This window comes from Sphingomonas sp. PvP055, assembly GCF_040546365.1.
GTDB lineage: Bacteria > Pseudomonadota > Alphaproteobacteria > Sphingomonadales > Sphingomonadaceae > Sphingomonas > Sphingomonas echinoides_A.
The window spans coordinates 3,544,220-3,566,540 of the sequence record NZ_JBEPNS010000001.1 but is presented as its reverse complement, the minus strand read 5'-3'; the positions used below and the strand labels follow the sequence as shown (position 1 = coordinate 3,566,540).

Annotated in this window: 24 protein-coding genes; 12 read left to right on the top strand and 12 right to left on the bottom strand. The window is 66.4% G+C overall.

What is annotated here, in order from left to right; translation table 11 throughout:
• The first annotated feature begins 4 nt into the window (after nt 1–4).
• Nucleotides 5–184, top strand: coding sequence for a hypothetical protein (locus tag ABIC16_RS16725; protein ID WP_354291924.1), 180 nt, complete (start codon nt 5–7; stop codon nt 182–184).
• Here the strand turns inward: ABIC16_RS16725 and ABIC16_RS16720 are convergent.
• Together ABIC16_RS16720 and crtD are read right to left on the bottom strand one after the other, a co-directional pair.
• Nucleotides 131–949, bottom strand: a complete 819-nt coding sequence (locus ABIC16_RS16720; protein WP_502958326.1) for a carotenoid 1,2-hydratase family protein — start codon at nt 947–949, stop codon at nt 131–133. The genes ABIC16_RS16725 and ABIC16_RS16720 overlap by 54 nt on opposite strands.
• Before the next feature lie 14 nt (nt 950–963).
• Complete coding sequence (crtD, locus tag ABIC16_RS16715) at nt 964–2,553, bottom strand: 1-hydroxycarotenoid 3,4-desaturase CrtD (RefSeq protein ID WP_354291923.1); 1,590 nt, start codon at nt 2,551–2,553, stop codon at nt 964–966.
• Between the two features lie 80 nt (nt 2,554–2,633).
• On the opposite strand from crtD, the gene ABIC16_RS16710 reads away from it, so the two are divergent.
• From ABIC16_RS16710 to ABIC16_RS16660, 11 genes are all read left to right on the top strand, one after another.
• Nucleotides 2,634–3,758 carry a methyltransferase gene (locus tag ABIC16_RS16710; protein ID WP_354291922.1) on the top strand — a complete coding sequence of 375 codons (1,125 nt, stop codon included), beginning with the start codon at nt 2,634–2,636 and terminating at the stop codon, nt 3,756–3,758.
• Nucleotides 3,759–3,843: 85 nt separating this feature from the next.
• Entirely contained in the window at nt 3,844–4,770 is a 927-nt protein-coding gene (gene bchC, locus ABIC16_RS16705; protein ID WP_354291921.1) for a chlorophyll synthesis pathway protein BchC, read from the top strand.
• Nucleotides 4,767–5,750 (top strand): chlorophyllide a reductase iron protein subunit X, encoded by a 984-nt coding sequence (locus ABIC16_RS16700; protein ID WP_354291920.1) that lies wholly within the window; start codon nt 4,767–4,769, stop codon nt 5,748–5,750. Before bchC ends, ABIC16_RS16700 begins: the two co-directional genes overlap by 4 nt.
• A gap of 85 nt (nt 5,751–5,835) precedes the next feature.
• The gene (bchY, locus tag ABIC16_RS16695) at nt 5,836–7,332 is read left to right on the top strand and encodes a chlorophyllide a reductase subunit Y (RefSeq protein WP_354292366.1); all 1,497 of its coding nucleotides are present in this window, start codon (nt 5,836–5,838) and stop codon (nt 7,330–7,332) included.
• A 133-nt stretch (nt 7,333–7,465) separates the two neighbouring features.
• Nucleotides 7,466–8,911, top strand: a complete 1,446-nt coding sequence (bchZ, locus tag ABIC16_RS16690) for a chlorophyllide a reductase subunit Z (protein ID WP_354291919.1) — start codon at nt 7,466–7,468, stop codon at nt 8,909–8,911.
• Between the two features lie 124 nt (nt 8,912–9,035).
• Nucleotides 9,036–9,197 (top strand): light-harvesting antenna LH1, beta subunit, encoded by a 162-nt coding sequence (pufB, locus tag ABIC16_RS16685; RefSeq protein ID WP_277967785.1) that lies wholly within the window; start codon nt 9,036–9,038, stop codon nt 9,195–9,197.
• Between the two features lie 33 nt (nt 9,198–9,230).
• On the top strand, nt 9,231–9,413 hold the full coding sequence (gene pufA, locus ABIC16_RS16680) for a light-harvesting antenna LH1, alpha subunit (protein WP_277967784.1): 183 nt from the start codon (nt 9,231–9,233) through the stop codon (nt 9,411–9,413).
• Between the two features lie 116 nt (nt 9,414–9,529).
• Nucleotides 9,530–10,369, top strand: coding sequence for a photosynthetic reaction center subunit L (gene pufL, locus ABIC16_RS16675; protein ID WP_277967783.1), 840 nt, complete (start codon nt 9,530–9,532; stop codon nt 10,367–10,369).
• Nucleotides 10,370–10,381: 12 nt separating this feature from the next.
• Complete coding sequence (gene pufM, locus ABIC16_RS16670; protein WP_277967782.1) at nt 10,382–11,356, top strand: photosynthetic reaction center subunit M; 975 nt, start codon at nt 10,382–10,384, stop codon at nt 11,354–11,356.
• Nucleotides 11,353–12,450 (top strand): photosynthetic reaction center cytochrome PufC, encoded by a 1,098-nt coding sequence (gene pufC, locus ABIC16_RS16665; RefSeq protein WP_277967781.1) that lies wholly within the window; start codon nt 11,353–11,355, stop codon nt 12,448–12,450. Before pufM ends, pufC begins: the two co-directional genes overlap by 4 nt.
• Nucleotides 12,451–12,484: 34 nt before the next feature.
• Nucleotides 12,485–13,744 carry a DUF3422 family protein gene (locus ABIC16_RS16660; RefSeq protein WP_354291918.1) on the top strand — a complete coding sequence of 420 codons (1,260 nt, stop codon included), beginning with the start codon at nt 12,485–12,487 and terminating at the stop codon, nt 13,742–13,744.
• 226 nt (nt 13,745–13,970) lie between these two features.
• On the opposite strand, the gene hemA is transcribed toward ABIC16_RS16660, so the two are convergent.
• Genes hemA through bchL form a run of 10 tightly spaced genes read right to left on the bottom strand, consistent with a single transcriptional unit; the run spans nt 13,971 to nt 22,315 of the window.
• Entirely contained in the window at nt 13,971–15,191 is a 1,221-nt protein-coding gene (gene hemA, locus ABIC16_RS16655) for a 5-aminolevulinate synthase (RefSeq protein ID WP_277967779.1), read from the bottom strand.
• Nucleotides 15,192–15,208: 17 nt separating this feature from the next.
• Nucleotides 15,209–15,988 carry a putative photosynthetic complex assembly protein PuhE gene (gene puhE / locus ABIC16_RS16650; RefSeq protein WP_354291917.1) on the bottom strand — a complete coding sequence of 260 codons (780 nt, stop codon included), beginning with the start codon at nt 15,986–15,988 and terminating at the stop codon, nt 15,209–15,211.
• Nucleotides 15,985–17,046: a magnesium-protoporphyrin IX monomethyl ester (oxidative) cyclase gene (gene acsF / locus ABIC16_RS16645; protein ID WP_354291916.1), complete on the bottom strand. Its 1,062-nt coding sequence runs from the start codon at nt 17,044–17,046 to the stop codon at nt 15,985–15,987. The genes puhE and acsF overlap by 4 nt, the downstream gene beginning before the upstream one ends.
• Entirely contained in the window at nt 17,043–17,339 is a 297-nt protein-coding gene (locus ABIC16_RS16640; RefSeq protein WP_354291915.1) for an O2-dependent cyclase accessory protein, read from the bottom strand. Before ABIC16_RS16640 ends, acsF begins: the two co-directional genes overlap by 4 nt.
• Nucleotides 17,336–17,815: a photosynthetic complex assembly protein PuhC gene (gene puhC, locus ABIC16_RS16635; protein WP_354291914.1), complete on the bottom strand. Its 480-nt coding sequence runs from the start codon at nt 17,813–17,815 to the stop codon at nt 17,336–17,338. The genes ABIC16_RS16640 and puhC overlap by 4 nt, the downstream gene beginning before the upstream one ends.
• The gene (puhB, locus tag ABIC16_RS16630) at nt 17,812–18,462 is read right to left on the bottom strand and encodes a photosynthetic complex putative assembly protein PuhB (RefSeq protein WP_354291913.1); all 651 of its coding nucleotides are present in this window, start codon (nt 18,460–18,462) and stop codon (nt 17,812–17,814) included. The genes puhC and puhB overlap by 4 nt, the downstream gene beginning before the upstream one ends.
• Entirely contained in the window at nt 18,459–19,232 is a 774-nt protein-coding gene (gene puhA / locus ABIC16_RS16625; RefSeq protein WP_277967773.1) for a photosynthetic reaction center subunit H, read from the bottom strand. Before puhA ends, puhB begins: the two co-directional genes overlap by 4 nt.
• 16 nt (nt 19,233–19,248) lie before the next feature.
• Nucleotides 19,249–20,748 carry a BCD family MFS transporter gene (locus tag ABIC16_RS16620; RefSeq protein ID WP_354291912.1) on the bottom strand — a complete coding sequence of 500 codons (1,500 nt, stop codon included), beginning with the start codon at nt 20,746–20,748 and terminating at the stop codon, nt 19,249–19,251.
• Nucleotides 20,745–21,428, bottom strand: a complete 684-nt coding sequence (gene bchM / locus ABIC16_RS16615; protein WP_354292365.1) for a magnesium protoporphyrin IX methyltransferase — start codon at nt 21,426–21,428, stop codon at nt 20,745–20,747. Before bchM ends, ABIC16_RS16620 begins: the two co-directional genes overlap by 4 nt.
• The gene (gene bchL, locus ABIC16_RS16610; RefSeq protein ID WP_277967771.1) at nt 21,428–22,315 is read right to left on the bottom strand and encodes a ferredoxin:protochlorophyllide reductase (ATP-dependent) iron-sulfur ATP-binding protein; all 888 of its coding nucleotides are present in this window, start codon (nt 22,313–22,315) and stop codon (nt 21,428–21,430) included. Before bchL ends, bchM begins: the two co-directional genes overlap by 1 nt.
• Nucleotides 22,316–22,321 lie beyond the last annotated feature (6 nt).

The window sequence follows — 22,321 nt, the reverse complement described above, 5'->3', positions numbered from 1 at the left end:
CGCAATGCCTGCCGGCCTGTTCGCGTTGATGGACATGGCGATCGTCGGAGTGCCGACGATCGTGTTCGTCGTCTGGCAGCTCGTCTCGATCAACCGCGAGATCGCGCGGGACAAGGCGAAGAAGGCGGAGTCACCAGAAAGCGCGGGGCATGCGGTAGGGGAGCATCGACTGGACGATGGGTGAGCGGAAACGCCCCAGCGACAGGCTCTCGTGCACCGCCCGCACGGGCTCGCCGAACAGCTGCGTATCCAGCGCGGAGCGGGCGTAGAAGGGCGCATCGATCCAGGTCTTCGCGACTTTCGGGTGCGATCCGACATCCGCGCGAGTCGCCCGCGACACTAGCCAGCCCGTCCGCGGCAGGGCGACTCGCGGTGGTGGCGCAACATCGTGCCAGCGCCCCTGCCGGTCGAACTTGAGCGCGAGATCGAACGGCTCGCCACTTCGGCGGCGGCCTTCATAAAGAACCGCGACGTCGCGTGTCAGATGCGCGCGCGACCAATGCCAGTCGTCGAACCCGGTCTCGAGCGGCTCGTCCCCGAAGTTCGAATCGAAATATCCGTCCCCCGACCAGCGCATGTCGGGATGGATCATGTCGACCTCGACGCGCGCGCGCGGGGCGACCGGGTGCCAGCGATGCCGCGCTGCCGGATCGAGCGCGAACGCGGTCGTGCCGATCATCTCGGGCTTCACGCGGATTGTGCCGCGCACGGGATAGGGCAACGGAGCGGAAATCTCCGCAATGTCGATCACCAGCGTATCGCCGTCCCAGCTCAGCGCGCTCGGTCCGATCGCGAGATGGTCCGCGTCGCGCCGCACGCGTTTGTGCCCGCGTTCGGTCATTGCCCACGCCCCTCCGCGCGGCCCGCAGAGCGACACGTTGATCGCGCAATGATTGTCGGGCCGTTCGCGACCCGAGAGTTTGTAATAGGGGGAGAAGACGCTCCCCACGAACGCGATGATGGTCAGGCCGAAGCGGCGGTCCGCGCTGAAGGCATCGACGTACCACCAGGCATAGCCACCGGGTGCGACCGCGCCATCGAAGCGTGGTCCGTGAGCAGGGATGCGACGGCTAGGCGGGCGGACAAGGCCGCCATCGGGACGCCCGCGCCCGGATGGGTACTCCCGCCCGCGCAATAAAGCCCAGGGATCCGCGTCCGGCTGCCCGGGCGGCGGAAGGATGCCGCCCACCCGTGCGAGGCCGGTCCATAAAGGGCTCCACCCGTCTGTGGGAACAGCGTGGCGAAAGTAGCCGGCGTCGTGAGAACCGTCGCTTGTGCCGGCAAGTCCAGCGTCAGGCCGGCGCGGCGCAGCGTTGCGTGCATCGACTGGGTACATTGGTCCGTCTCCGCTTGAGTCAGGGGGGAAGTGTCGCCGGTGGGTGGCGCGTTGACGATGATCTGGAAGCGCTCGGGGTTCGGCGTGCGCCCGTCGGGGGCGTCTCCGGACGCGTGCTCCGACCGGTCTGCGCCGCGATCCTGCGCGCAGACGTAGACGCTCGGGTCGTCGGCCAGCCGGCCCGCCGCGAGCGCACCGAATTCGGCCTGGGATTGCCCGGAGAAGAACACGTTATGGCGGACCAGCGGAAATCCGTCGGCGGTTCCGCGCGCGCACCACACCAGCGCCGACAGCGACCGCCGCTCCGGTGCGACGCCGGAAACGGCCCGGCGGACGGAATCCCCGAAGGCTCCTGCGGCAAGCGCCGCAGGATCGGCGTTGCACACCACCGCGGCGGCCGGGATCCGTTCCCCCGATGCGAGGATGACGCCCGCCGCCCGTCCGCGGTCCACCATAATCTCGCGAACCGGCACGCCGTATCGAAAGGTCGCGCCATTGCGGATCGCGAGCGCTTCGAGCGCACGGGCCAAGGCGTGCATCCCGCCGTCGATCAGCCAGACCCCCGCTGCCTCGACATGCGCGATCAGCATCAGCGTTGCCGGGCAGGCGTACGGCGACGATCCGGCATAGGTCGCGTACCGCCCGAACAATTGCCGGAGTCGCGGATCCTGGAAATGGCCGGCAAGCGCCCGCGACAGCGTTTCATACGGGCGAATGCGCGTGAGGTCGGCAAACCCCCGCCACCCCATCCGCCACGTCAGTCCGAGCGGATTGGTGGCGGGCGCGCGCAGGAAGGGACGGTCGAGCGTCTCGAAAATGTGCTTCGCCTCGGCCCGGAAGGCGCGATAGCCCGCCGCTTCGCGTGCTCCCGCAAAGGCACCGATCGCAGCTTCGCTTTCCGCGGGGTCGGCGAACAGGTCGAGCCGATCGGCTCCCCAGGCGTGGCGGGTAAAAATAGCGGCGGGGCGCAGCGAGAGATGGGCGTCGAGCGTCGAGCCGCAGCGTTCGAAAACCTCGTCGAACACGTCGCGGAGCGTAAACACGGTCGGTCCCGCATCGATCGCAACCCCGTCTGCAACGATCTCGCGCAGCTTGCCCCCGGGGGCTACGCCAGCCTCTACCACCGTGACGCCGATGCCGCGTGCGGCAAGCAGGGCAGCACTCACCAGTCCGCCGATCCCGGCCCCGATGATCACGGTATTGTGCTGCGATACCATCGAACGCGCTCCCGCCAGTTGACCGAAGCAGGATTTATGTCCAATCAACTGGACATATGGTGTCGTCCACTTCAAGCAACATGTCAAAGGGCTATCTGTTGCGGATGCGGACGGCGTGGGTCGGCTGGCGCAACCGGGTGCTGGCGTCGCCGCGCTTTCAGCAAGCGGCGACGCGCTTCTGGCCGACCCGGCCGATCGCCCGTGCGCGCGCACGCGAATTGTTCGATCTGGTGGCGGGGTTCGTCTACACGCAGACGCTGACGGCATGCGTTCAGACCGGGCTGCTCGACCTGTTGGCGCGCGGGCCGACCAGCATCGAGCACGTTTCGGAGCACTGTGCCTTGCCGCCACCCGCGGCGCTCCGGCTGCTGCGTTCGGCGGCGGCGTTAAGGCTGGTCGAACACCTCGGCGAGGATTGGGCGTTGGGGCGTGCCGGGGCGGCGCTGTGCGGCAATGCGGGTATCACCGAAATGGTCACGCATCACCCGATGCTCTACGCCGATCTCGCCGATCCGGTCGGGTTGCTGCGTCGGGGCGGGGGCGGCGGACGCCTGGCCAACTATTGGGGCTATGCCCGGACGGACGACGCCTTGGAGTCGGCGGAAGTCGACCCGTATTCGCGGCTGATGGCCGCGTCGCAGCCGCTGGTCGCCGCGCAAATCGTTCGATCCTATCGGTTTTCCAGGCATCGGCGCATGCTGGATATCGGCGGTGGGGAAGGGCGGTTTCTCGAAACGGTCGCGGGTACGGCCAAGGCGCTCAACCTCGGCCTGTTCGATCTTCCCGCCGTCGTCGAGCGCGGGCGGGCGCGACTCGGCGAAGCGGGGCTCGAATCGCGAACGACGTTCCATGCCGGAAGTTTTCTGGGCGATCCGTTGCCGCGGGGGTATGATCTGATCACGTTGGTGCGCGTGCTGCACGATCATGACGATGCACCGGCGCTCCGCCTGTTACGCGCGATCCACGACGCGCTCCCGGCAGGAGGACGCCTGCTGATCGCGGAACCGATGGCGGGAACGCGCGGGGCAGAACCGGCGGGGGACGCCTATTTCGGAATGTATCTGTTTGCGATGGGGTCCGGTCGCCCGCGGACGTCACACGAAATCGACGCAATGCTCCGGCTGGCCGGGTTCGCAACGGCGCGCATGGTCGCGACCGCCTTGCCGTTGACGTGCAGCATCATCGTCGCGTCGCGCGGTAATTGATCAACGATATTGACAGTCAGAAATGTCCAACTAAAATGACACTCAACGATATCGCTGGTTCGGCGGTTGGTTTGGGAGAGGCGCGGTGGAGACACTGGCAGTGGTTTTGGAGGCGCCGGAACGGCTGTTGCTCCGTCCGCTCGCGCTGAACCCGATCGGCGCCGGAGACGTGCTGATCGAAGTCGCCTGGAGCGGGATCAGCTCGGGCACCGAGAAACTGCTGTGGTCGGGCCGGATGCCCGCCTTCCCGGGCATGGGGTATCCGCTGGTGCCGGGATATGAGTCGGTGGGGCGTATTGTCGATGCCGGATCCGATGTGCGGGGGCGGATCGGGGAATGGGTCTTCGTCCCTGGCGCCAATTGCTACCGGGACGCGCGCGGCTTGTTCGGGGGAACGGCACGCCGGGTCGTACTTCCGTCGCTCCGTGCCATGCCGATCGACGAACGTCTCGGCGCCGACGGAACGCTGACCGCTTTGGCGGCGACGGCCTATCATGCGGTGGCGGGGGGCAATCCGCCGGATCTGGTGATCGGTCACGGGATCGTCGGACGCCTGATCGCGCGGATCGTGGTCGCGCTCGGCGCACCCGCGCCGGTCGTTTGGGAAACCAATCCGGCACGCCAGGACGGCGACGGCTATACGGTGATCGACCCGAGTCAGGATGACCGCCGCGACTATGCGACGATCTGCGACGCCAGCGGCGCGGCCGACATTCTCGATCTGGCCGTGTCTCGCCTCGCCAAACGCGGAGAGATCGTCCTCGCCGGGTTTTACGACCGGTTGAGCTTCGCGTTTCCGCCGGCTTTCCAACGCGAGGCACGGTTCCGCATCTCCGCCGAGTTCACGCCAGCGGATGTCGCCGCCACGACCGCGCTGGTGGCGACCAAAGCTTTGAGGTTCGATTCCCTGATCAGCCACGTTCGCCCAGCCGCCGATGCGGCCGATGCCTATCCGGCGGCGTTCGGCGACCCTGCCTGCCTCAAGATGGTACTCGACTGGAGAGCCGTATGACGATGCTCGATCCCGGCCCCCTGCGCGACGAAGCCGCCCAGGAACCGGACCCGGTCCCGACCGGCCCGGTCACCAAGGAAACCCAGATCATCGCGATCTACGGCAAGGGCGGCAGCGGGAAATCCTTCGCGCTCGCCAACCTCAGCTACATGATGGCGCAACAGGGCAAGCGGGTTCTGCTGATCGGCTGTGATCCCAAGAGCGACACCACGTCCCTGCTGTTCGGCGGGAAATCCACACCGACGATCATCGAAACTTCGTCGCGCAAGAAACTCGCGGGCGAGGAGATCGGGATCGAGGACGTCTGCTTCCAGCGCGACGGCGTGTTCGCGATGGAGTTGGGCGGACCCGAGGTCGGGCGCGGATGCGGCGGGCGCGGGATCATCCACGGGTTCGAGACGCTCGAGAAACTCGGCTTCCACGAATGGGGCTTCGACTATGTCCTGCTCGACTTTCTGGGGGACGTGGTGTGCGGCGGCTTCGGCCTGCCGATCGCGCGGGACATGTGCCAGAAGGTGATCGTGGTCGCCTCGAACGACCTGCAATCGCTCTATGTCGCGAACAACGTGTGCAAAGCGGTCGAATATTTCCGCAAGATGGGCGGCAATGTCGGCGTCGCGGGGATGATCCTCAACAAGGACGACGGCACCGGCGAAGCGCAGGCGTTTGCCGCAGCGGTCGGCATCCCGGTGCTGACTGCGATCCCCGCGAACGAGGACATTCGCAAGAAAAGTGCGAACTACCAGATCATCGGCAAGCCCGGCGGGCAATGGGCGAGCCTGTTCGAAGAGCTTGCGGTCAACGTTGCAGAAGCCCCGCCGCTACGGCCGTCGCCGCTGGATCAGGACGGGTTGCTGGGGTTGTTCTCGGCGGACGTGACGGGGGCGGACTATGCCCTGAAGCCCGCGAGCCAGGCGGACATGCGCGGTGTTGCCTATGTGTCGAAGCCGACGCTCGAGGTCGTGTACGATGCCGTCTGAGGGCCAAGATCTTCTCAAGCCCCTCCCCTTCAGGGGAGGGGTTGGGGGTGGGGCCGTGCCTGCTTCCGGCGGTGTGTCTGCTGGACTGCCCCACCCCAACCCCTCCCCTGAAGAGGAGGGGCTTGCGTGTTCGAACGGCACCACCCTCCGAGAAGCTGCCGAGCTCGCTGGAAAATCCGACATCCTAGCCCGCTACGACGCCGATTACCCCAAAGGTCCTCACGACCAACCGCAATCGATGTGCCCCGCTTTCGGCTCCCTCCGCGTGGGCCTGCGGATGCGCCGCACAGCGACCGTCCTCTCCGGTTCGGCCTGCTGCGTGTACGGCCTGACCTTCACTTCGCATTTCTATGGCGCCAAACGCAGCGTCGGCTACGTCCCCTTCTCGTCCGAGACGCTGGTGACGGGCAAATTGTTCGAAGACATCCGCGATGCCGTCCACCAACTGGCCGACCCGGCGCTGTACGACACGATCATCGTCACCAACCTCTGCGTCCCCACCGCCTCAGGCGTGCCGCTGCAATTGCTCCCCGACCAGATCAACGGGGTGCGGATCATCGGAATCGATGTCCCCGGCTTCGGGGTGCCGACGCATGCCGAGGCAAAGGATGTCCTGGCGGGCGCGATGCTCGCCTATGCGCGCAAGGAGGCCGAGCTCGGCCCCGTCGCTGCGCCCAAGCAACGACCGGACCGGCCGACCGTGACTCTCCTGGGCGAGATGTTTCCGGCCGACCCGCCAGGAATCGGGCTATTGCTCGAACCGCTGGGCCTCGCGGCCGGCCCGGTCGTTCCTACGCGCGAATGGCGCGAACTCTACGCCGCGCTCGACGGCGCCGTCGTCGCGGCGATCCACCCCTTCTACACCGCGAGCATCCGCGAGTTCGAGGCGGCGGGGCGCACGGTCGTCGGCTCGGCGCCGGTCGGCGCGGACGGGACCGCGGCGTGGCTCGACGCGATCGGCGCGGCCTGTGGCATCGCGCAGGACAAGGTCGATGCGGCGAAGAATCGCTTCCTCCCCGCCATTCGCGGCGCGCTTGCGGCCAAGCCGATCGCCGGGCGGATCACCGTCTCGGGGTATGAAGGCTCCGAGCTGCTCGTCGCGCGGCTGTTGATCGAAAGCGGCGCGGACGTGCCCTATGTCGGCACCGCCTGCCCGCGCACCCCCTGGTCCGAACCCGACCGCGACTGGCTGGTCAGCCGCGGCGTCCAGGTCCAGTATCGCGCAAGCCTCGAACAGGATCTCGCCGCGGTCGATGCCTTCGGCCCCGATCTGGCGATCGGCACGACTCCGGTGGTGCAGCATGCCAAGCAGAAATCGATCCCCGCGCTGTATTTCACCAACCTCATCTCGGCGCGCCCGCTGATGGGCCCGGCGGGGGCGGGGAGCCTTGCGATGGTCGTCAACGCGGCGCTCGCCAATCAGGCGCGCTTCGACAAGATGACGGCGTTCTTCGAAGGGGTGGGCGTAGGTGCGACGGCTGGCGTGTGGGAAGACACGCCAGTCGACCGGCCCGAGTTCAAGGCGAAATACGCCGCCAAACGCATCGCTGCGGCCAAGGCCGAAGAAAGCGTCGGGGTATGAGCGGCCCCCTTCTTAGCCGTCACCCTGAACGCGTTTCAGGGTCCACCGCGCAACAAGGGCAGACTGCCATTGTGACGCGGTGGATGCTGAAACAAGTTCAGCATGACGGAGCATTCGGGGGGGAGGTAACGCAATGACCCTCATCCTCGATCACGACCGCGCAGGCGGCTATTGGGGCGCGGTCTACGCCTTCACCGCGATCAAAGGGTTGCAGGTCATCATCGACGGCCCGGTCGGGTGCGAGAACCTCCCCGTCACCTCGGTGCTCCACTATACCGATGCGCTGCCGCCGCATGAATTGCCGATCGTCGTGACCGGGCTCGGCGAACAGGAACTCGGGCGCGACGGGACCGAAGGCGCGATGAAGCGCGCTTGGGCGACGCTCGATCCGGATCTGCCCGCGGTGGTGGTGACCGGCTCGATCGCCGAGATGATCGGCGGCGGCGTCACCCCCGAAGGCACCAATATCCAGCGCTTCCTCCCGCGCACGATCGACGAGGATCAGTGGCAGTCGGGGGACCGCGCGCTGACCTGGCTGTGGACTCAGTTCGGGCCGAAGAAGGTCCCGGCGCCGCGTCCGCTCAAACCGGGTGAGCGTCCCAGGGTCAACATCATCGGGCCGATGTACGGCAGCTTCAACATGCCCTCCGATCTTGCGGAGATCCGCCGCCTGATCGAGGGGATTGGCGCACAGGTGGGCATGGTCTTCCCGCTCGGCAGCCATCTCGCCGATGTCCGCAAACTCGCTGACGCGCAGGTCAACGTCTGCATGTACCGCGAATTCGGGCGCGGCCTGTGTGAGGCGCTGGAGCGGCCGTATCTGCAGGCACCGATCGGGCTGGAAAGCACGACGCTGTTCCTGCGCACGCTCGGCGATCTGCTCGGTCTCGATCCCGAGCCGTTCATCGAACGCGAGAAGCACACCACGATCAAGCCGCTCTGGGACCTGTGGCGCTCGGTCACGCAGGACTTCTTCGGCACCGCAAGCTTCGGCATCGTCGCTACTGAAACCTATGCGCGGGGAATCCGGAACTTCCTCGAAACCGACATGGGGTTGCCGTGCCATTTTGCGTTCGCTCGGTCGGCGGGCGTGAAGCCCGATAATCAGGCGGTGATCGACGCAATCCGCACAAATCCGCCGCTGATCGTGTTCGGCAGCTTCAACGAGCGGATGTACATGGCCGAAGCGGGTGCGCGCGGGGTCTATATTCCCGCAAGCTTCCCCGGCGCGGTGATCCGCCGCCATACCGGCACCCCGTTCATGGGCTATGCCGGTGCGACCTATCTGATCCAGGAAGTGTGCAACGCGTTGTTCGACGCGCTTTTCCACATCCTTCCGCTCGCTGGGCAGCTCGATCAGGTCGATCCGACACCGGCACGGGTTGATCGCGCGGTCGCCTGGGAGGACGCCGCCAAGGCGGCGCTCGACGCAGCGGTCGAGCGGGAGCCGGTGCTGGTCCGGATCTCCGCCGCCAAACGCATTCGCGATGCCGCGGAACGTGGCGCCCGCCGTGCAGGCGAGGAATCGGTCACCCCGACTCGCCTTGCGCACGCCCTTCTCGAGAGCCGCGGCGGATGACTCCGCGCGCGCTCCCTGCCGCGGCAACGCGGACCCCAGATCCCCACGGTGCAACGCCGCGCGGATGCAGCCGGGGAGCGCATCCGACGCTCCTGATATTGGTCGTCACGATGGAGGCGGAACAATGAGCGACAAGAGAGACGAGAGATTCGGTCCGGGAACCTACCTGACCCCTGAAGAGGCGAGGGAGTTCCACAAGATCTTCATCACCAGCTTCGCCCTGTTCACGGCGGTTGCGATCGTCGCGCACATTCTGGTGTGGATGTGGAAACCGTGGATCCAGTGATCGCCTGATACAGATAAAAGGGAGACTTCCACCATGTGGAGAATTTGGCTCATCTTCGATCCGCGACGGACGCTCGTCGCGCTGTTCGCCTTCCTGTTCGTGCTGGCATTGTTGATCCACTTCATCCTGCTCAGCACCGACCGGTTCAATTGGCTCGACGGTCCGCATCACGCGCAGGCGGTGGCAACCGCGCCAGCGGCGCCGCCGGCGCAGTGAAACGCAGACATTCGGTGCGGCGGGTGCGGAATATCCGTTCCCGTCGCAGCGAACCGCAAAGACTGTAAACCCGGGTCTGGGCCGTCCGCGACCTTCCGGGGGAGGAGGAAGTCGTCATGGCGTTGCTGAGTTTCGAACGGAAATACCGTGTCCGAGGAGGCACGTTGCTCGGCGGCGATCTTTTCGATTTCTGGGTCGGGCCGTTTTACGTGGGCTTCTTCGGCGTGACGACCGCGCTGTTCGCGGGGCTTGGCACGGCGTTGATCGTCTATGCCGCGTCGCTCGGGCCGACGTGGAACATCTGGCTGATCAGCATCGCGCCGCCAGACCTGTCCTATGGCCTGTCGCTGGCGCCACTGCGCGAAGGCGGGTTCTGGCAAATCATCACGATCTGCGCGGTCGGGTCGTTCGTGTCCTGGGCGTTGCGCGAAGTCGAGATCTGTCGAAAGCTGGGGATCGGCTATCATGTGCCGATCGCTTTCGGCGTCGCGATCTTCGCCTATGTCTCGCTGGTGGTGATCCGCCCGTGGCTGCTCGGGGCGTGGGGCTTCGGCTTTCCGTACGGCATTTTCAGCCATCTCGATTGGGTGTCGAACACCGGCTACCAATATCTCCATTTCCATTACAATCCCGCGCACATGCTCGCGGTGAGCTTCTTCTTCACCACCACGCTCGCGCTCGCGCTGCATGGCGGGTTGGTGTTGTCCGCGGTCAACCCCGCCAAGAACCCCGACGGGACGCAAGGCGAGGTCAAGTCGCCCGAATATGAGGACGCCTTCTTCCGCGACACGATCGGCTATTCGATCGGGACGCTGGGGATCCACCGGCTCGGGCTGTTCCTCGCGCTGAGTGCGGGGTTCTGGAGCGCGATCTGCATCATCATCTCGGGGCCATTGTGGGCCCGCGGGTGGCCGGAATGGTGGAGCTGGTGGCTCAACCTGCCGATCTGGTCGTGAGGGGGAAAGACGATGGCACGCTATCAGAACATCTTCACGCAGGTGCAATTGCGCGGGGCACCGGAAATGGGCCCGCTGCTCGGGCCCTATGACTTTCCGCGGCTCGGCAAGCCAGGCTTCTCCTACTGGATCGGCAAGATCGGCAATGCGCAGATCGGCCCGATCTATCTGGGCGGGCTCGGTATCCTGTCGCTGTTCTTCGGGTTCCTCGCGTTCGAGGTGGTCGGGCTCAACATGTGGGCGTCGGTCGGGTGGGATCCGGTCCAGTTCGCGCGGCAACTGCCGTGGCTGGCGCTCGAACCGCCGGGGCCGGAATATGGCTTCCAGCTGTTCGTGCCGCTGGCCAAGGGCGGCTGGTGGCAGATCGCCGGGTTCAGCATGAGCGCGTCGGTGCTGTTATGGTGGCTGCGCACTTTCCGCCGCGCCAAGGCGCTGGGGATGGGGACGCATGTCCCATGGGCGTTCGCCAGCGCGATCTGGTTGATGCTCGTCCTGGGCTTCATTCGTCCGATGCTGATGGGCAGCTGGGCCGAAGCGGTGCCGTTCGGGATCTTCCCGCACCTGGATTGGACCGCGGCGTTCTCGATCCGCTACGGCAACCTCTTCTATAATCCGTTCCACTGCCTTTCGATCGTGTTCCTCTACGGATCGACCCTGTTGTTCGCGATGCACGGCGCGACGATCCTCGCGGTCGGGCGCTATGGCGGCGAGCGCGAGATCGAGCATATCACCGACCGAGGCACCGCCGCCGAACGCGCCGCGCTGTTCTGGCGCTGGACCATGGGGTTCAACGCGACGTACGAATCGATCCATCGCTGGGCATGGTGGTTCGCGGTTCTGACGACACTGACCGGCGGGATCGGGATCCTGCTGACCGGCACCGTTGTCGACAATTGGTATCTGTGGGCGATCCAGCACGGCTATGCGCCCGCGTATCCGGGCCCGGGCGTGATCGATCCCGCCACGCTTCCGGGAGCATCGCAATGAGCGGTCTTGGCAGGATAGTCGCGGCCACGGGGCTGGTGACCGTAACCATCGCGCTTGGCGGGTGCGAACTCGGGCCCAAGCAATCGCAACAGACCGGCTTTCGCGGGACCGGAATGGCGCAGATCGTCGATCCCGACCATGTCGCGAAGCTCGGTGCGATCCCGCCGCCGCCCTATGCGCTTCCCGACGACAGCGGGCCGCGCGCGCGGGAGGCCTATCAGAATGTCCAGGTGCTGGGCGACGTGTCGGCAGAGCGGTTCAATCACCTTATGGCCGCGATCAACCAGTGGGTCGCGCCGCCTGAGCAGGGGTGCAATTACTGCCACAACCCCAACAACATGGCCTCGGACGAAAAATACACCAAGGTCGTCGCGCGGCGGATGTTGCAAATGACCCGGACGATCAACGGGAAATGGTCGAGCCACGTAAAGGGCACCGGCGTGACCTGCTACACCTGCCACCGGGGCAACGCGGTGCCGACGTACAAATGGGCGATTGCCGAAGGCGTGGCCGATCCCGATACGATCGTCCGCAACAAACATGGGCAGAATTCTCCCAACGTCAGTGTCGGCTACGCTTCGCTGCCTTATGATCCGTTCCAGACCTATCTGGCGGGGAAGGCGCAGATCCGCGTTGCGGCGAGCAGCCAATATCCGTCGCCCAACCATGTCGTGTCGATCAAGGAAGCGGAAAAGTCCTATGGTCTGATGATGCACATGAGCACCGCGCTCGGCGTCAATTGCACCTATTGCCACAACAGCCAGTCGTTCCGATCGTGGAGTCTGAGCCGGCCGCAGCGGGCGACCGCTTATTACGGGATCCGCATGGTCCGCGATGCGAACGAGGGCTATATCTCCCCGCTCGCCGCGGTGTTCCCGGCCTATCGCAAGGGACCGCATGGCGACCCGTATAAGGTCAATTGCCAGACGTGCCACCAGGGGCAGTCCAAGCCGCTCGGCGGGTACTCGATGCTCAAGGACAACCCGACATTGAAGGGGCCACCGGTGCCGACCGCGGCACCCGAGGGTGGTGCGGCGGGGGCTGCGGTTCCCGCAGTGCTGGCCAATCCGCAGGCGATGACGCGGCGGCAATGACCGCGCGCCGCCCGCACGCGCCGGGCGCGCGCGCATGGATGGGTTGAGCCTGCACAGCCATCCGCTGCGCGCCGCGCTGGCGGAAGAAATGCACGTCCGGCGGTTGCCGCGCTTCGCCGCGCCGTGCCGGCTGATGCAAGTGGTGACGGTGCTTGGCGAGGCAGGGGCGGCAAGCGCGGGGGCACATTTCGAAACGATCGCCGCGCGGCTTGGGGTGCCGCTTCCCGCCGCCACCAAATATGCGGTGGTCGATGTCGGCGCGATGAAACTGGTGCTCGAGCGGCACACCGAGTTCGCAAGCTACACGTTCGTCCGGGAAGGTCCGTTCGACCAGCCCTTTGCCAGCGGGGTGTTCGATCCGGCAGCGTCGACGATCCTCGCCGACATGCCCGGTGTCGTGATCCGCGCGACGCAGATCGCTTTCTATCCCTGCGGAACCGATTTGCCCGACGAAGCGGCGCTCGACACGCTGTTCGTCCCGGAGGCGCTGATCCTGTGCGACGTGAGCGACGCCAAGGCGCGCGTCCTGTCCGATTTCCGGTTACACGCGGATGGGTTCGGGCGACTGCTGTTGCTTGACCAGGGGCTGCTGCGCGACGAGCCGGCGCAGCTCGTGCTCCGTCTGCAGGAACTCGGGAATTACCGGAACATGGCGCTTCTGGGCCTGCCGCTCGCGCAGCGCCTGACCCCCGATGTCTCGCGGCTGGAGGCGCGGCTGGCGAGCCTCACCGCCTCGGTGTCCGAACGGGTGTCGCAGGACGACAGCCTGCTCGACGAACTGACCTATCTCTCGGCCGAGCTCGCGCGCCTGCTGGCCGAAACGCGCTATCGGATGAGCGCGACCAGAGCCTATGCGCAACTCAGCCTCGACCGGCTCGAGACGCTCGGGATCGGCCGGATCCCTGGCTATCAGACGCTCGCCGATTTCACCGAGCGGCGGCTGACCCCGGCGGTGCGGACCTGCGACAGTTTTTCCGCACGGCTCGCGGACTTGTCCCAACGCGCGGCGTGGACCAGCGAACTGCTTCGCACACGGATCGACATCGCACTCGCCAAGCAGAATCGCGATTTGCTCGAATCGATGAACACGCGGACGCAGCTGCAATTGCGGCTGCAGCAGACGGTCGAAGGATTGTCGGTGGTCGCGATCAGTTATTATGCGGTCGCGCTGATCGGCTATCTTGCCGCCCCGGCGCATGCCTGGAAGGAATGGGTGATGGTCGCCGCGGTGCCGCTGGTGTTCGGGGGCGCATGGCTTTTTGCGCGGCGGTTCCGGCGGGGGCTGTCGGAGTAACGCGGCTGGGTGACCGCTCCCTTGAACACGCTATCTGCAGACATTGTGTTCGTCGGTAACCCGGGCATGATCAGGGGTGTGGGAACGTGCACGTCCAACCGATTACCCCTCGTTCGCGTCGAGCGGAGCCTTGCCGAGAAACCCGGTTCCAGGTTTCTCGACGATGCCCGAAACGCCCCCCCAAACGAACGGGGAGAGTGTAATCGTTACTTCGCGCAGCCCGCGCTCACGCCGCCATTGCCCGCCTGGCCAGCGCGCATTGCGACCAGATTTCCGATAGCGCACTCACCAGCTTGTCGACGTCGCCATCCGAATGAACCGGTGACGGGGTCAGCCGCAACCGCTCGGTCCCGACCGGCACGGTCGGATAGTTGATCGGCTGCACGTAGATGCCATGGTGTTCGAGCAGCCAGTCGCTGATCATCTTGCACTTGTGCGCATCGCCGACCATCACCGGGATGATATGGCTGGGGTTGTCGATCGTCGGGATGCCGATCGCATCCAGCCGTCGCCGTACTTGCGCTACCCGCGCCTGGTGTTGCGCCCGCTCGACGGCGCTGTGCTTGAGATGGCGGATGCTCGCGGTCGCGCCCGCCGCCAGCGCGGGGGGCAGGGCGGTCGTGAAGATGAACCCGCTCGCGAAGCTGCGGATGAAGTCGCACAACGCGGCCGAGCCCGCGATATAGCCGCCCATCACGCCGAACGCCTTGCCCAGCGTCCCCTCGATCAGCGTGACCCGCGCCATCAGCCCCTCGCGCTCGGCGACGCCACCGCCGCGCGGCCCGTACAGCCCGACGCCGTGCACTTCGTCGAGATAGGACATCGCGCCGTGGCGCTCGCACACGTCGAGGATCTCGGCGATCGGCGCGATGTCGCCGTCCATCGAATAGACGCTTTCGAACGCGACCAACTTGGGTCGGTCCGCCGGAATCTGGGACAGCAGTCGATCGAGATCGGCCGGATCGTTATGCGCAAAGCGGATGCACTCCGCCCGGCTATGGCGGATTCCCTCGATCATCGACGCGTGGTTGAGTTCGTCCGACAACACCACGCAATTGGGCAACCGCGCGGCGAGCGTGCTCAGCGCCGCCCAGTTCGACACATAGCCGGACGTGAACAGCAACGCGGCTTCCTTGCCGTGCAGATCGGCAAGCTCGGCTTCGAGCAGCACATGCGCATGCGTCGTGCCCGAAATGTTGCGCGTGCCGCCTGCGCCGGCGCCGCACACGTCGAGCGTCTCATGCATCGCGGCGAGCACCTTGGGGTGTTGCCCCATGCCGAGATAGTCGTTCGAGCACCACACGGTGACCTCGTCGACGCCGTCCTCGCCATAATGGCGGGCGCGGGGGAAGTGCCCGGCGCGGCGCTCGAGCTCGGCAAAGCTGCGATAGCGCCCGTCTTCTTTCAGCACGTCGAGCTGAACCTGAAAGAATGCCTCGTAATCCATTGCATACCCTCCCGCTTCTAGTCGTTGGCAGCGGCTTTTGCCGCTTTGGTCTTTGCCGACGCCCACTGCCACAGTTTGGCATCCCTAAGCGGCAACACAAGAAAAAGATGCTCCACCATCCCAAGGGCGGACAGTCCCGCAAGCAGCGTCGCGGTCACCGCAGCGCCGCTCTGCACGGGCGCGGCTTCGGCGAGCGTCCACGTCCACACGGCGAGCGCGCCTGAACCCAATATAGACGCCGGCAGCAGCGGATTCCCCGCGCGCTTGCGAAAATAGCTCTTGAGATAAGCGAGATGCGCCGGAAACACCTCGTCGCTGAGGTTGGGCACACCGAGATACAGGTTGAACTTGGCGCTCAGCCGCAGGACGAACAGCAGAAGGAAGGTCAGCGGCGCGGCCTGGTTTGGCTCGCCCCACGTCAACGCGAACAGCAGCAGCGCGGTGAGGGCGATCGCGATCTCGTGATGGATGACCGTCGCGGTCGCGCTCCTGAGCCGAGTCCAGCCGGTTGCACCGGGGGGGCAGGGCAAGCGGTTGGGCCCGGCGACGAACCCCATAAGGAAGGCCAATTCATGCCATCCCCAGATCAGGATCGCGGCTGCGAAACCACAATAGGCGCCGCCCCAAGTCGCATCGGCGGCAGACCAATATACCGCGCCCGTCGCGATCGCCGCCACGATCCCTGCCAGCGTGAAGCTGGTGCGGAACGTCGCGCGCGGGCGGCTGTCGAGCCACACCACCGCTGCGGTGCCGATGAACCACATGACGAGCGCGAACAGGAGCGGCGGAATGCTCACCAGGCCGGGACCAGCCGTGCCGAGGCGGGGATCGCGTTGCGCTGGACCGGCGTCAGGTACAGCCGCACGAACGCCACCCCCGCCGCGCCGATCAGGCCGATCCGCTTGAGCCCGCCGATGACGCCACCCTGCGCCTTCGCCGCATCGATCCGTGCGGCGATCCGGCGCATCCGCTCCAGCCCAGCGCGGAACCCGGGGGAGTCGGTATCGAGCACGACCGGGAAAACCTGTCGCGTGATCTGCGAGCAGACCGTGAAGACGCGCTGGTCATAGTCGGTCGGGTCGATCCCGAGCGCGGTGTGGAAGGCGGGGCGATTGTGGTCGCGCACATACATGGTGGTATAGACCGCAACGAGAAAGAACCGGATCCATAGCACGTTATGCCCGCGCAACAGCTTGGGATCGGTCCGCATCAGGATCGCGAACGCCTCGCCGTGGCGGAACTCGTCGTTGCACCATTCCTCGAACCAGTTGAAGATCGGGTGAAAGCGCCATTCCGGATGCTGCGCGAGGTGCCGGAAAATCGTGATGTACCGCGCGTAACCGATCTTCTCGGACAGGTATGTCGCGTAGAAGATGAATTTCGGGCGGGAATACGTGTATTTCTTGGTCTTGGTCAGGAAGCTGAGGTTTACCCCGATCCCGGCGTCCTTGAGCGTATCGTTGATGAAGCCGGCGTGGCGGCTTTCGTCGCGACTCATCAGCTTGAACAGCGCCTTGATGTCGGGGTTCTGCGCGCGCTTCTGGATCTCGGCGTAGAGGATGCAGCCCGAGAATTCGGCGGTGAGCGAACTTACCAGGAAATCGATGAATTCCTCGCGCAACCCGGCGGGGAGGGATTCGATCACGCCGTCGAACGCATCGGTCCGGCGGAAGTGGCGGCGGTTGGGGTCGGCGACCATCTCCGCGATCAACTGGTCCCATTCGGCGCGCACTGGCGAGACGTCGATCCGGTCCATCGCCGCGAAATCGGTGGTGTAGAAGCGCGGGGACAGGACGGTGTCCTGCCGCGCGATCCGCATCGTGTCGGCGGGGGCGAACGGGGTGACGGCGTTCATGACAGTCTCCGATCCGAAAAGCTGACTTCGTAGAGTTCGGTCATTTCGAAATGGCCGCAAAGCCGGGTCCACAACCGCTCGACCAGGCCCGCTCGCTCAACGGTGGCGAGCCGTTCGATCACCCGCGATTCGCCGAATGCGACATGGATCGGGTCGCCGTGGACGCGCACCCGGTCGCCCGGGTTGATCGCAATGCCATCGGCAAGCTCGACATGCGCGCACAGGAACTCGTCGCTATGCTCGACCTCGATCCGACAGGGCGTGTCGAAGGAGGTGCGGCGGAACGGCATCATCGTGCCGCCTCCGGTCCATCGAGCAACGCGGCGAACGCTGCGCGGTTCGTGGTGCCAAAGGCGTTGAGCTCGATCGAACGCCCCGTGGCGGTATCGGTCAGCGTCAGTTCGCCGTCCTGCCACCGAGTCAGCGTGAACGCGGGCGCACTTCCGATCCCCCGCATCCGTCGCTCGCGCGCCAGCCCGCGCATCACGCCGCGAATGAAGCCGGTCTGCTGCCCGGGTACGATCACCGATGCGGTCTGGCCGGTACCGACATCTTCGATCCGTACGCCGCGGTCGGCCTGATCGACGAAGCGCAGGTCGCGCGACCGGACCGGCGCGATATGCTCGGCGCTGCGGAGCAATGCCGGCGAGGCTGCGGGCGCGACATGCGCGATCCGCATGCCAGCGGTGAGCGTGAACGCGAAGGCGACGAGCGTCCCGGCGAGGATCAGCGCGCTGCGCGGCACGTCTTCGGGGTGCGCTCGGGTCATGCTGCCACCGCCTGACCGAGCGCTTTTTCGCGAGGCGCGTCCGCGGAGGGGCGTGCCATTGCGCCGTTCGGATTCACCGAAACGCACGCGCGGGCGACGAGCGCGGCGACGTGGCGCGCGTCGGGGACCGCGCGCAGCATCGGTTCGGGCGTGGCGACCCGCCACGGTCGGACATGCGGCCACAACGCGAGGAAGCCGAGCTTGCGGTCGCTGCGCAGCGCAAGCGGCAAGTCGCCCGATCCGTCGGCGTGCACCGCCAGGCCGACGGTGTCGACCAGCCGCAACGGCAGGTTGATGCATTTCGAGAAGGCGATCCCGATACGGAATACGATCCGCCGGTTGGTCAGCGTGTACAAGGTCGTGCGGGCGGCACTCCAGGCGAGCCCGTTGAGCAGACCGAGCGCGATCAGGCCGAACCCGGCGGTTAGCGCAACGCCCGAAAGATCGCCGATCCCGTCGATCCCGCGTCCCAGCGCACCCCCGAACGACCACCCCGCCAGCACCACGAAATAGGCGGTGACGATCCGGGTGTGATACGCGGTCCGCGCCAGCATCCGCCAGTCGGGTGCCCCTTGCCAAAGGATGCGCTCGTCCTTGGGCAACACGCCCGGCAGCCCGGGAATGGGTTCGTGGTCATGCTCAGTCACAGAAAAGGCTCCTGCCGATCGGGTGTGGCGTAGAGATATCCACCGCCGAAATAGCCGAGCACGCGATCCTCCTCGTACAAAGTGATCCGGTCGGTGGCCTCCAGCCGTGGCGCGTCGGTGAATTGTGCCGCGGTGATCGCGTCGCACACCACGCGCCCGTGGCGGCGCTGGACATCGACCATCATCATCGGCACCAGCACGGTCCCGCTGCCCGACGCCAGCGCGACGGCGAGGTACCGGATCAGGCGGTCCGCGCGGTCGATCCACAGCTCCTGGACCGTCCCGGCGACGACGCCGTCACATCCCAGCACCGCCATCCCGCGCGGATCGGGGTCGCGGCGTTCGATCGAGAAATCGAGCGCGGTGCCCATCGGGACGATCCGCGGATGCCCTTCCAGGTCGATGTCGGGATGGTTGGCGCGGTTGGCGAACGCTGCCGGGCCGATCCCGTCGATCAGCGGGTTGCCGGTCGGTGCATAAGGCGCACCCGCGAAGCGATCGGTAAAGCGCGCCGCGATCTCGACCGGTTCGCGGTCCTTGGTCGGCGTGGTGACCGTCCCGCGATCGAACGGGAGCTTGAACGTCTTCGGCAGCGCGGTCAGGAACGGTCCGCCCTCGGATTCGAGCCGCCCGGTGAATTCATGTTCGAGCGGATAGCCTTCGCGCCGGTCTTCGCGGCGCAGGTAGAAGACGAGGCACAGGAAGAACAAGACGAACGCATAGAAGACCAGCAACGCGACATCGATGCCGGGGGTAAGGGTCGGGTGCATGCTCTGTCTCCCCTGTTCAGGCCGGAAATTCGGCAAGGCCGAAGCGCGTTTGGCCGAAGCGGATTCGGCTCGGGTCGGTGGCCGGGCGAACCAACGGTCCGAGCACGATCAGCGTCGCGATCAGCAACGCGATCTCGACCCCGTAGACGATGCCATAGCCCGTCGCGGGATCGGCGAGCGTCGGACCGAGCGCATGCGTGACCGCGGCGGCGGAGACGACGTCGCGCAGGATCGCCCCGATCGCGATCGCGGTCCCCGCGCAGGTCGCCTGCACCGCACCCCAGGCGCCAAGCGCCAGGCCGGTCCGCCCGCCAAGGTCCTTGGCGTCCGAAATCGCCATCGCCGCGGTGAGCGTGCCGACCGAAAACAGTCCCCCGCCAAACCCGATGATCGCCGCGCCGACCGCCAGCAATCCGGTGGCGTGCAGCGGCGCCGCGAAGATGACGCTTAGGAACGCCGCGATCCCCGCGACTCCGCCGAAGCCTGCGAGCCGGTGTGGCTCCGCCCCCTTGCCGAGCGCGCGGGCGGCGAGCGCGAACCCGCTCAACATCCCGATCGCCCACAAGGCGGTGAGCGACGTCGTCGCGCCGACCGACAGCCCCAGGATCTGGCCGCCATAGGGTTCGAGCAGCACGTCCTGCATCGAAAACGCCGCGGACCCGATCCCGGTCGCGACCAGCAACCGCATCGTCCGTGGCCGCGCGATGAAGATCGCCCATATCTCGCGGAATCGCGCCGGGCGCTCCTCGGTCACCGTGCCGCCGCGGCGGCGCGGTTCCTGCTTCCACAAAGCGGTGATGTTGAGCACGACCGTCAACACCGCCGCGCCCTGGACGATCTGGACGAGATGCGTCGGCGTGAACTGGTCGAGCAAGCGCCCGATCACGATCGCGCTGACCATCATACCGACCAGCAGCATCACATAGAGCAGCGCGACGACGCGCGGGCGACTGTCGGGCGGCGCCAGATCGGTCGCGAGCGCGAGGCCAGCGGTCTGGGTCGTGTGCATCCCCGCGCCGACCATCAGGAAGGCGAGCCCCGCACCGAGATGCCCGACGATTTGCGGACCATGCCCCAGCCCGGTCATCACCAGCAGCGCGAAGGGCAGCAGCGCGAACCCGCCGAACTGGAGCAACGTGCCGAACCACAGATACGGCACGCGCTTCCACCCGAGCAGCGACTGATGATGATCCGACTTGAAGCCGATCAGCGCGCGCAGCGGCGCGAACACCAGCGGCAGCGACACCATCGCGCCGACCGCCCAGCTCGCCATCCCGAGTTCGACGATCATCACGCGATTGAGCGTACCGGTCAGCAGCACCGCGGCCATCCCGACCGACACCTGGAACAACGACAGCCGCAGCAGCCGCCCGAGCGGCAGTTCGACGGTCGCGGCATCCGCGAACGGCAGGAAACGCGCGCCCAGCCGGTTCCAGAACGCACCGCTGCGCAACGCGCCAAACCGCGCGGGTCGCGGTTGCAGCGACGCCTTGAGCGCGGTCAGGTCGCGCGTCACGGCAGCACCTCGAGCGCGTGGCTGGTATAGAAGCTCGCCGACACGCGCCGGTCGCGCCCGATCTGTGCGGTCGGCAGCGCGGTCTTGATCCGCGTGCGGAGCAATCGGTCGCGCACCGGCAGGATCGCGGGCGACCGGTTGCTGCGTGGGAACAGTCGCCCCATCCCGAGCATCGCCAGCAGCAGCGGCGTTTGCGGCGCGAAGGTGAAGACGATCGATCCGCGCGTCCGCGCGGCGAGATGGTGCACCACGCTCACGATATCGGCGACGGGATAATGGATCAGCGAGTCCATCGCGACGACGTGATCGAACGTCCCGAGCGCCGGGTCGAGCAGATCGCCGACGCGCCAGTCGATCGCAAGGCCGGCCGGCGCGCGGTCGCGCGCGATCTGGACGAGGCTCCCCGCGACGTCGATCGCCACCACCTGCGCCCCGCGCTCCGCCGCCGCGACCGCGAACGCGCCGGTTCCGCATCCGGCGTCGAGCAGCCGCAGCCCGGTCATGTCGGCGGGCAACCACGACAGCAACGTCTCGCGCATTTCGGTGCGCCCCGCGCGAACCGTCGCGCGGATCCCGCTGACCGGCGCGTCCGAGGTGAGCTGTTCCCACGCTTTCGCGGCGGTGCGATCGAAATAGGTTTCGAGGTTGCCGCGGAAGTGGGTGTAGCTCGCCGTGCGCATCATTCGAACCCCAGGAATTCGAAGATCTCGCGATCCTTCATCGGCTGCGCGTCCAGCGGCTCGCAACCCGCCCACATCTGCGCGGCGAGGCGTTTGTATTCGAGGCAGGCGGCATCGACCTCGGGGGTCGAGTCCATCTCGAACAACGTGCATTTCTTGAGCCGCGAGCGGCGGATCGCATCGAGATCGGGGAAATGCGCGAGCCGTTTGAGCCCCGTCGCCGCATTGAACCGGTCGATCTCGTCGGTCGCGGCGGAGCGGTTGGCGATCACGCCCGCCATCCGCACGTCGTAATTCTTCGCCTTCGCCTTGATCGCCGCGACGATCCGATTCATCGCGAAGATGCTGTCGAAATCGTTCGCCGCGACCACCACCGCGCGCTCGGCATGTTGCAGCGGGGCGGCGAACCCGCCGCACACCACATCGCCCAGCACGTCGAAGATCACGACGTCGGTTTCCTCGAGCAGATGGTGCTGCTTGAGCAGTTTGACGGTCTGCCCGACGACATAGCCGCCGCACCCCGTGCCCGCCGGCGGTCCCCCCGCCTCGACGCACATCACGCCGTTATACCCCTCGAACATATAGTCTTCGGGGCGCAGTTCCTCGGCGTGGAATTCGACCGTTTCGAGCACGTCGATCACGGTCGGCATCAGCTTCTTGGTCAGCGTGAAGGTGCTGTCGTGCTTCGGGTCGCAGCCGATTTGCAACACGCGCTTGCCGAGCAGCGAGAACGCCGCGGACAGGTTGGAGGAGGTGGTCGATTTGCCGATCCCGCCCTTGCCATAGACCGCGAACACCTTGGCGTTGCCGATCCGGTCACCGGGATCGAGCGCCACCTGGAGCGAGCCTTCGCCATCCAGTCCGCGGGGGGGATCGAGTAGAGCCATTCTCTT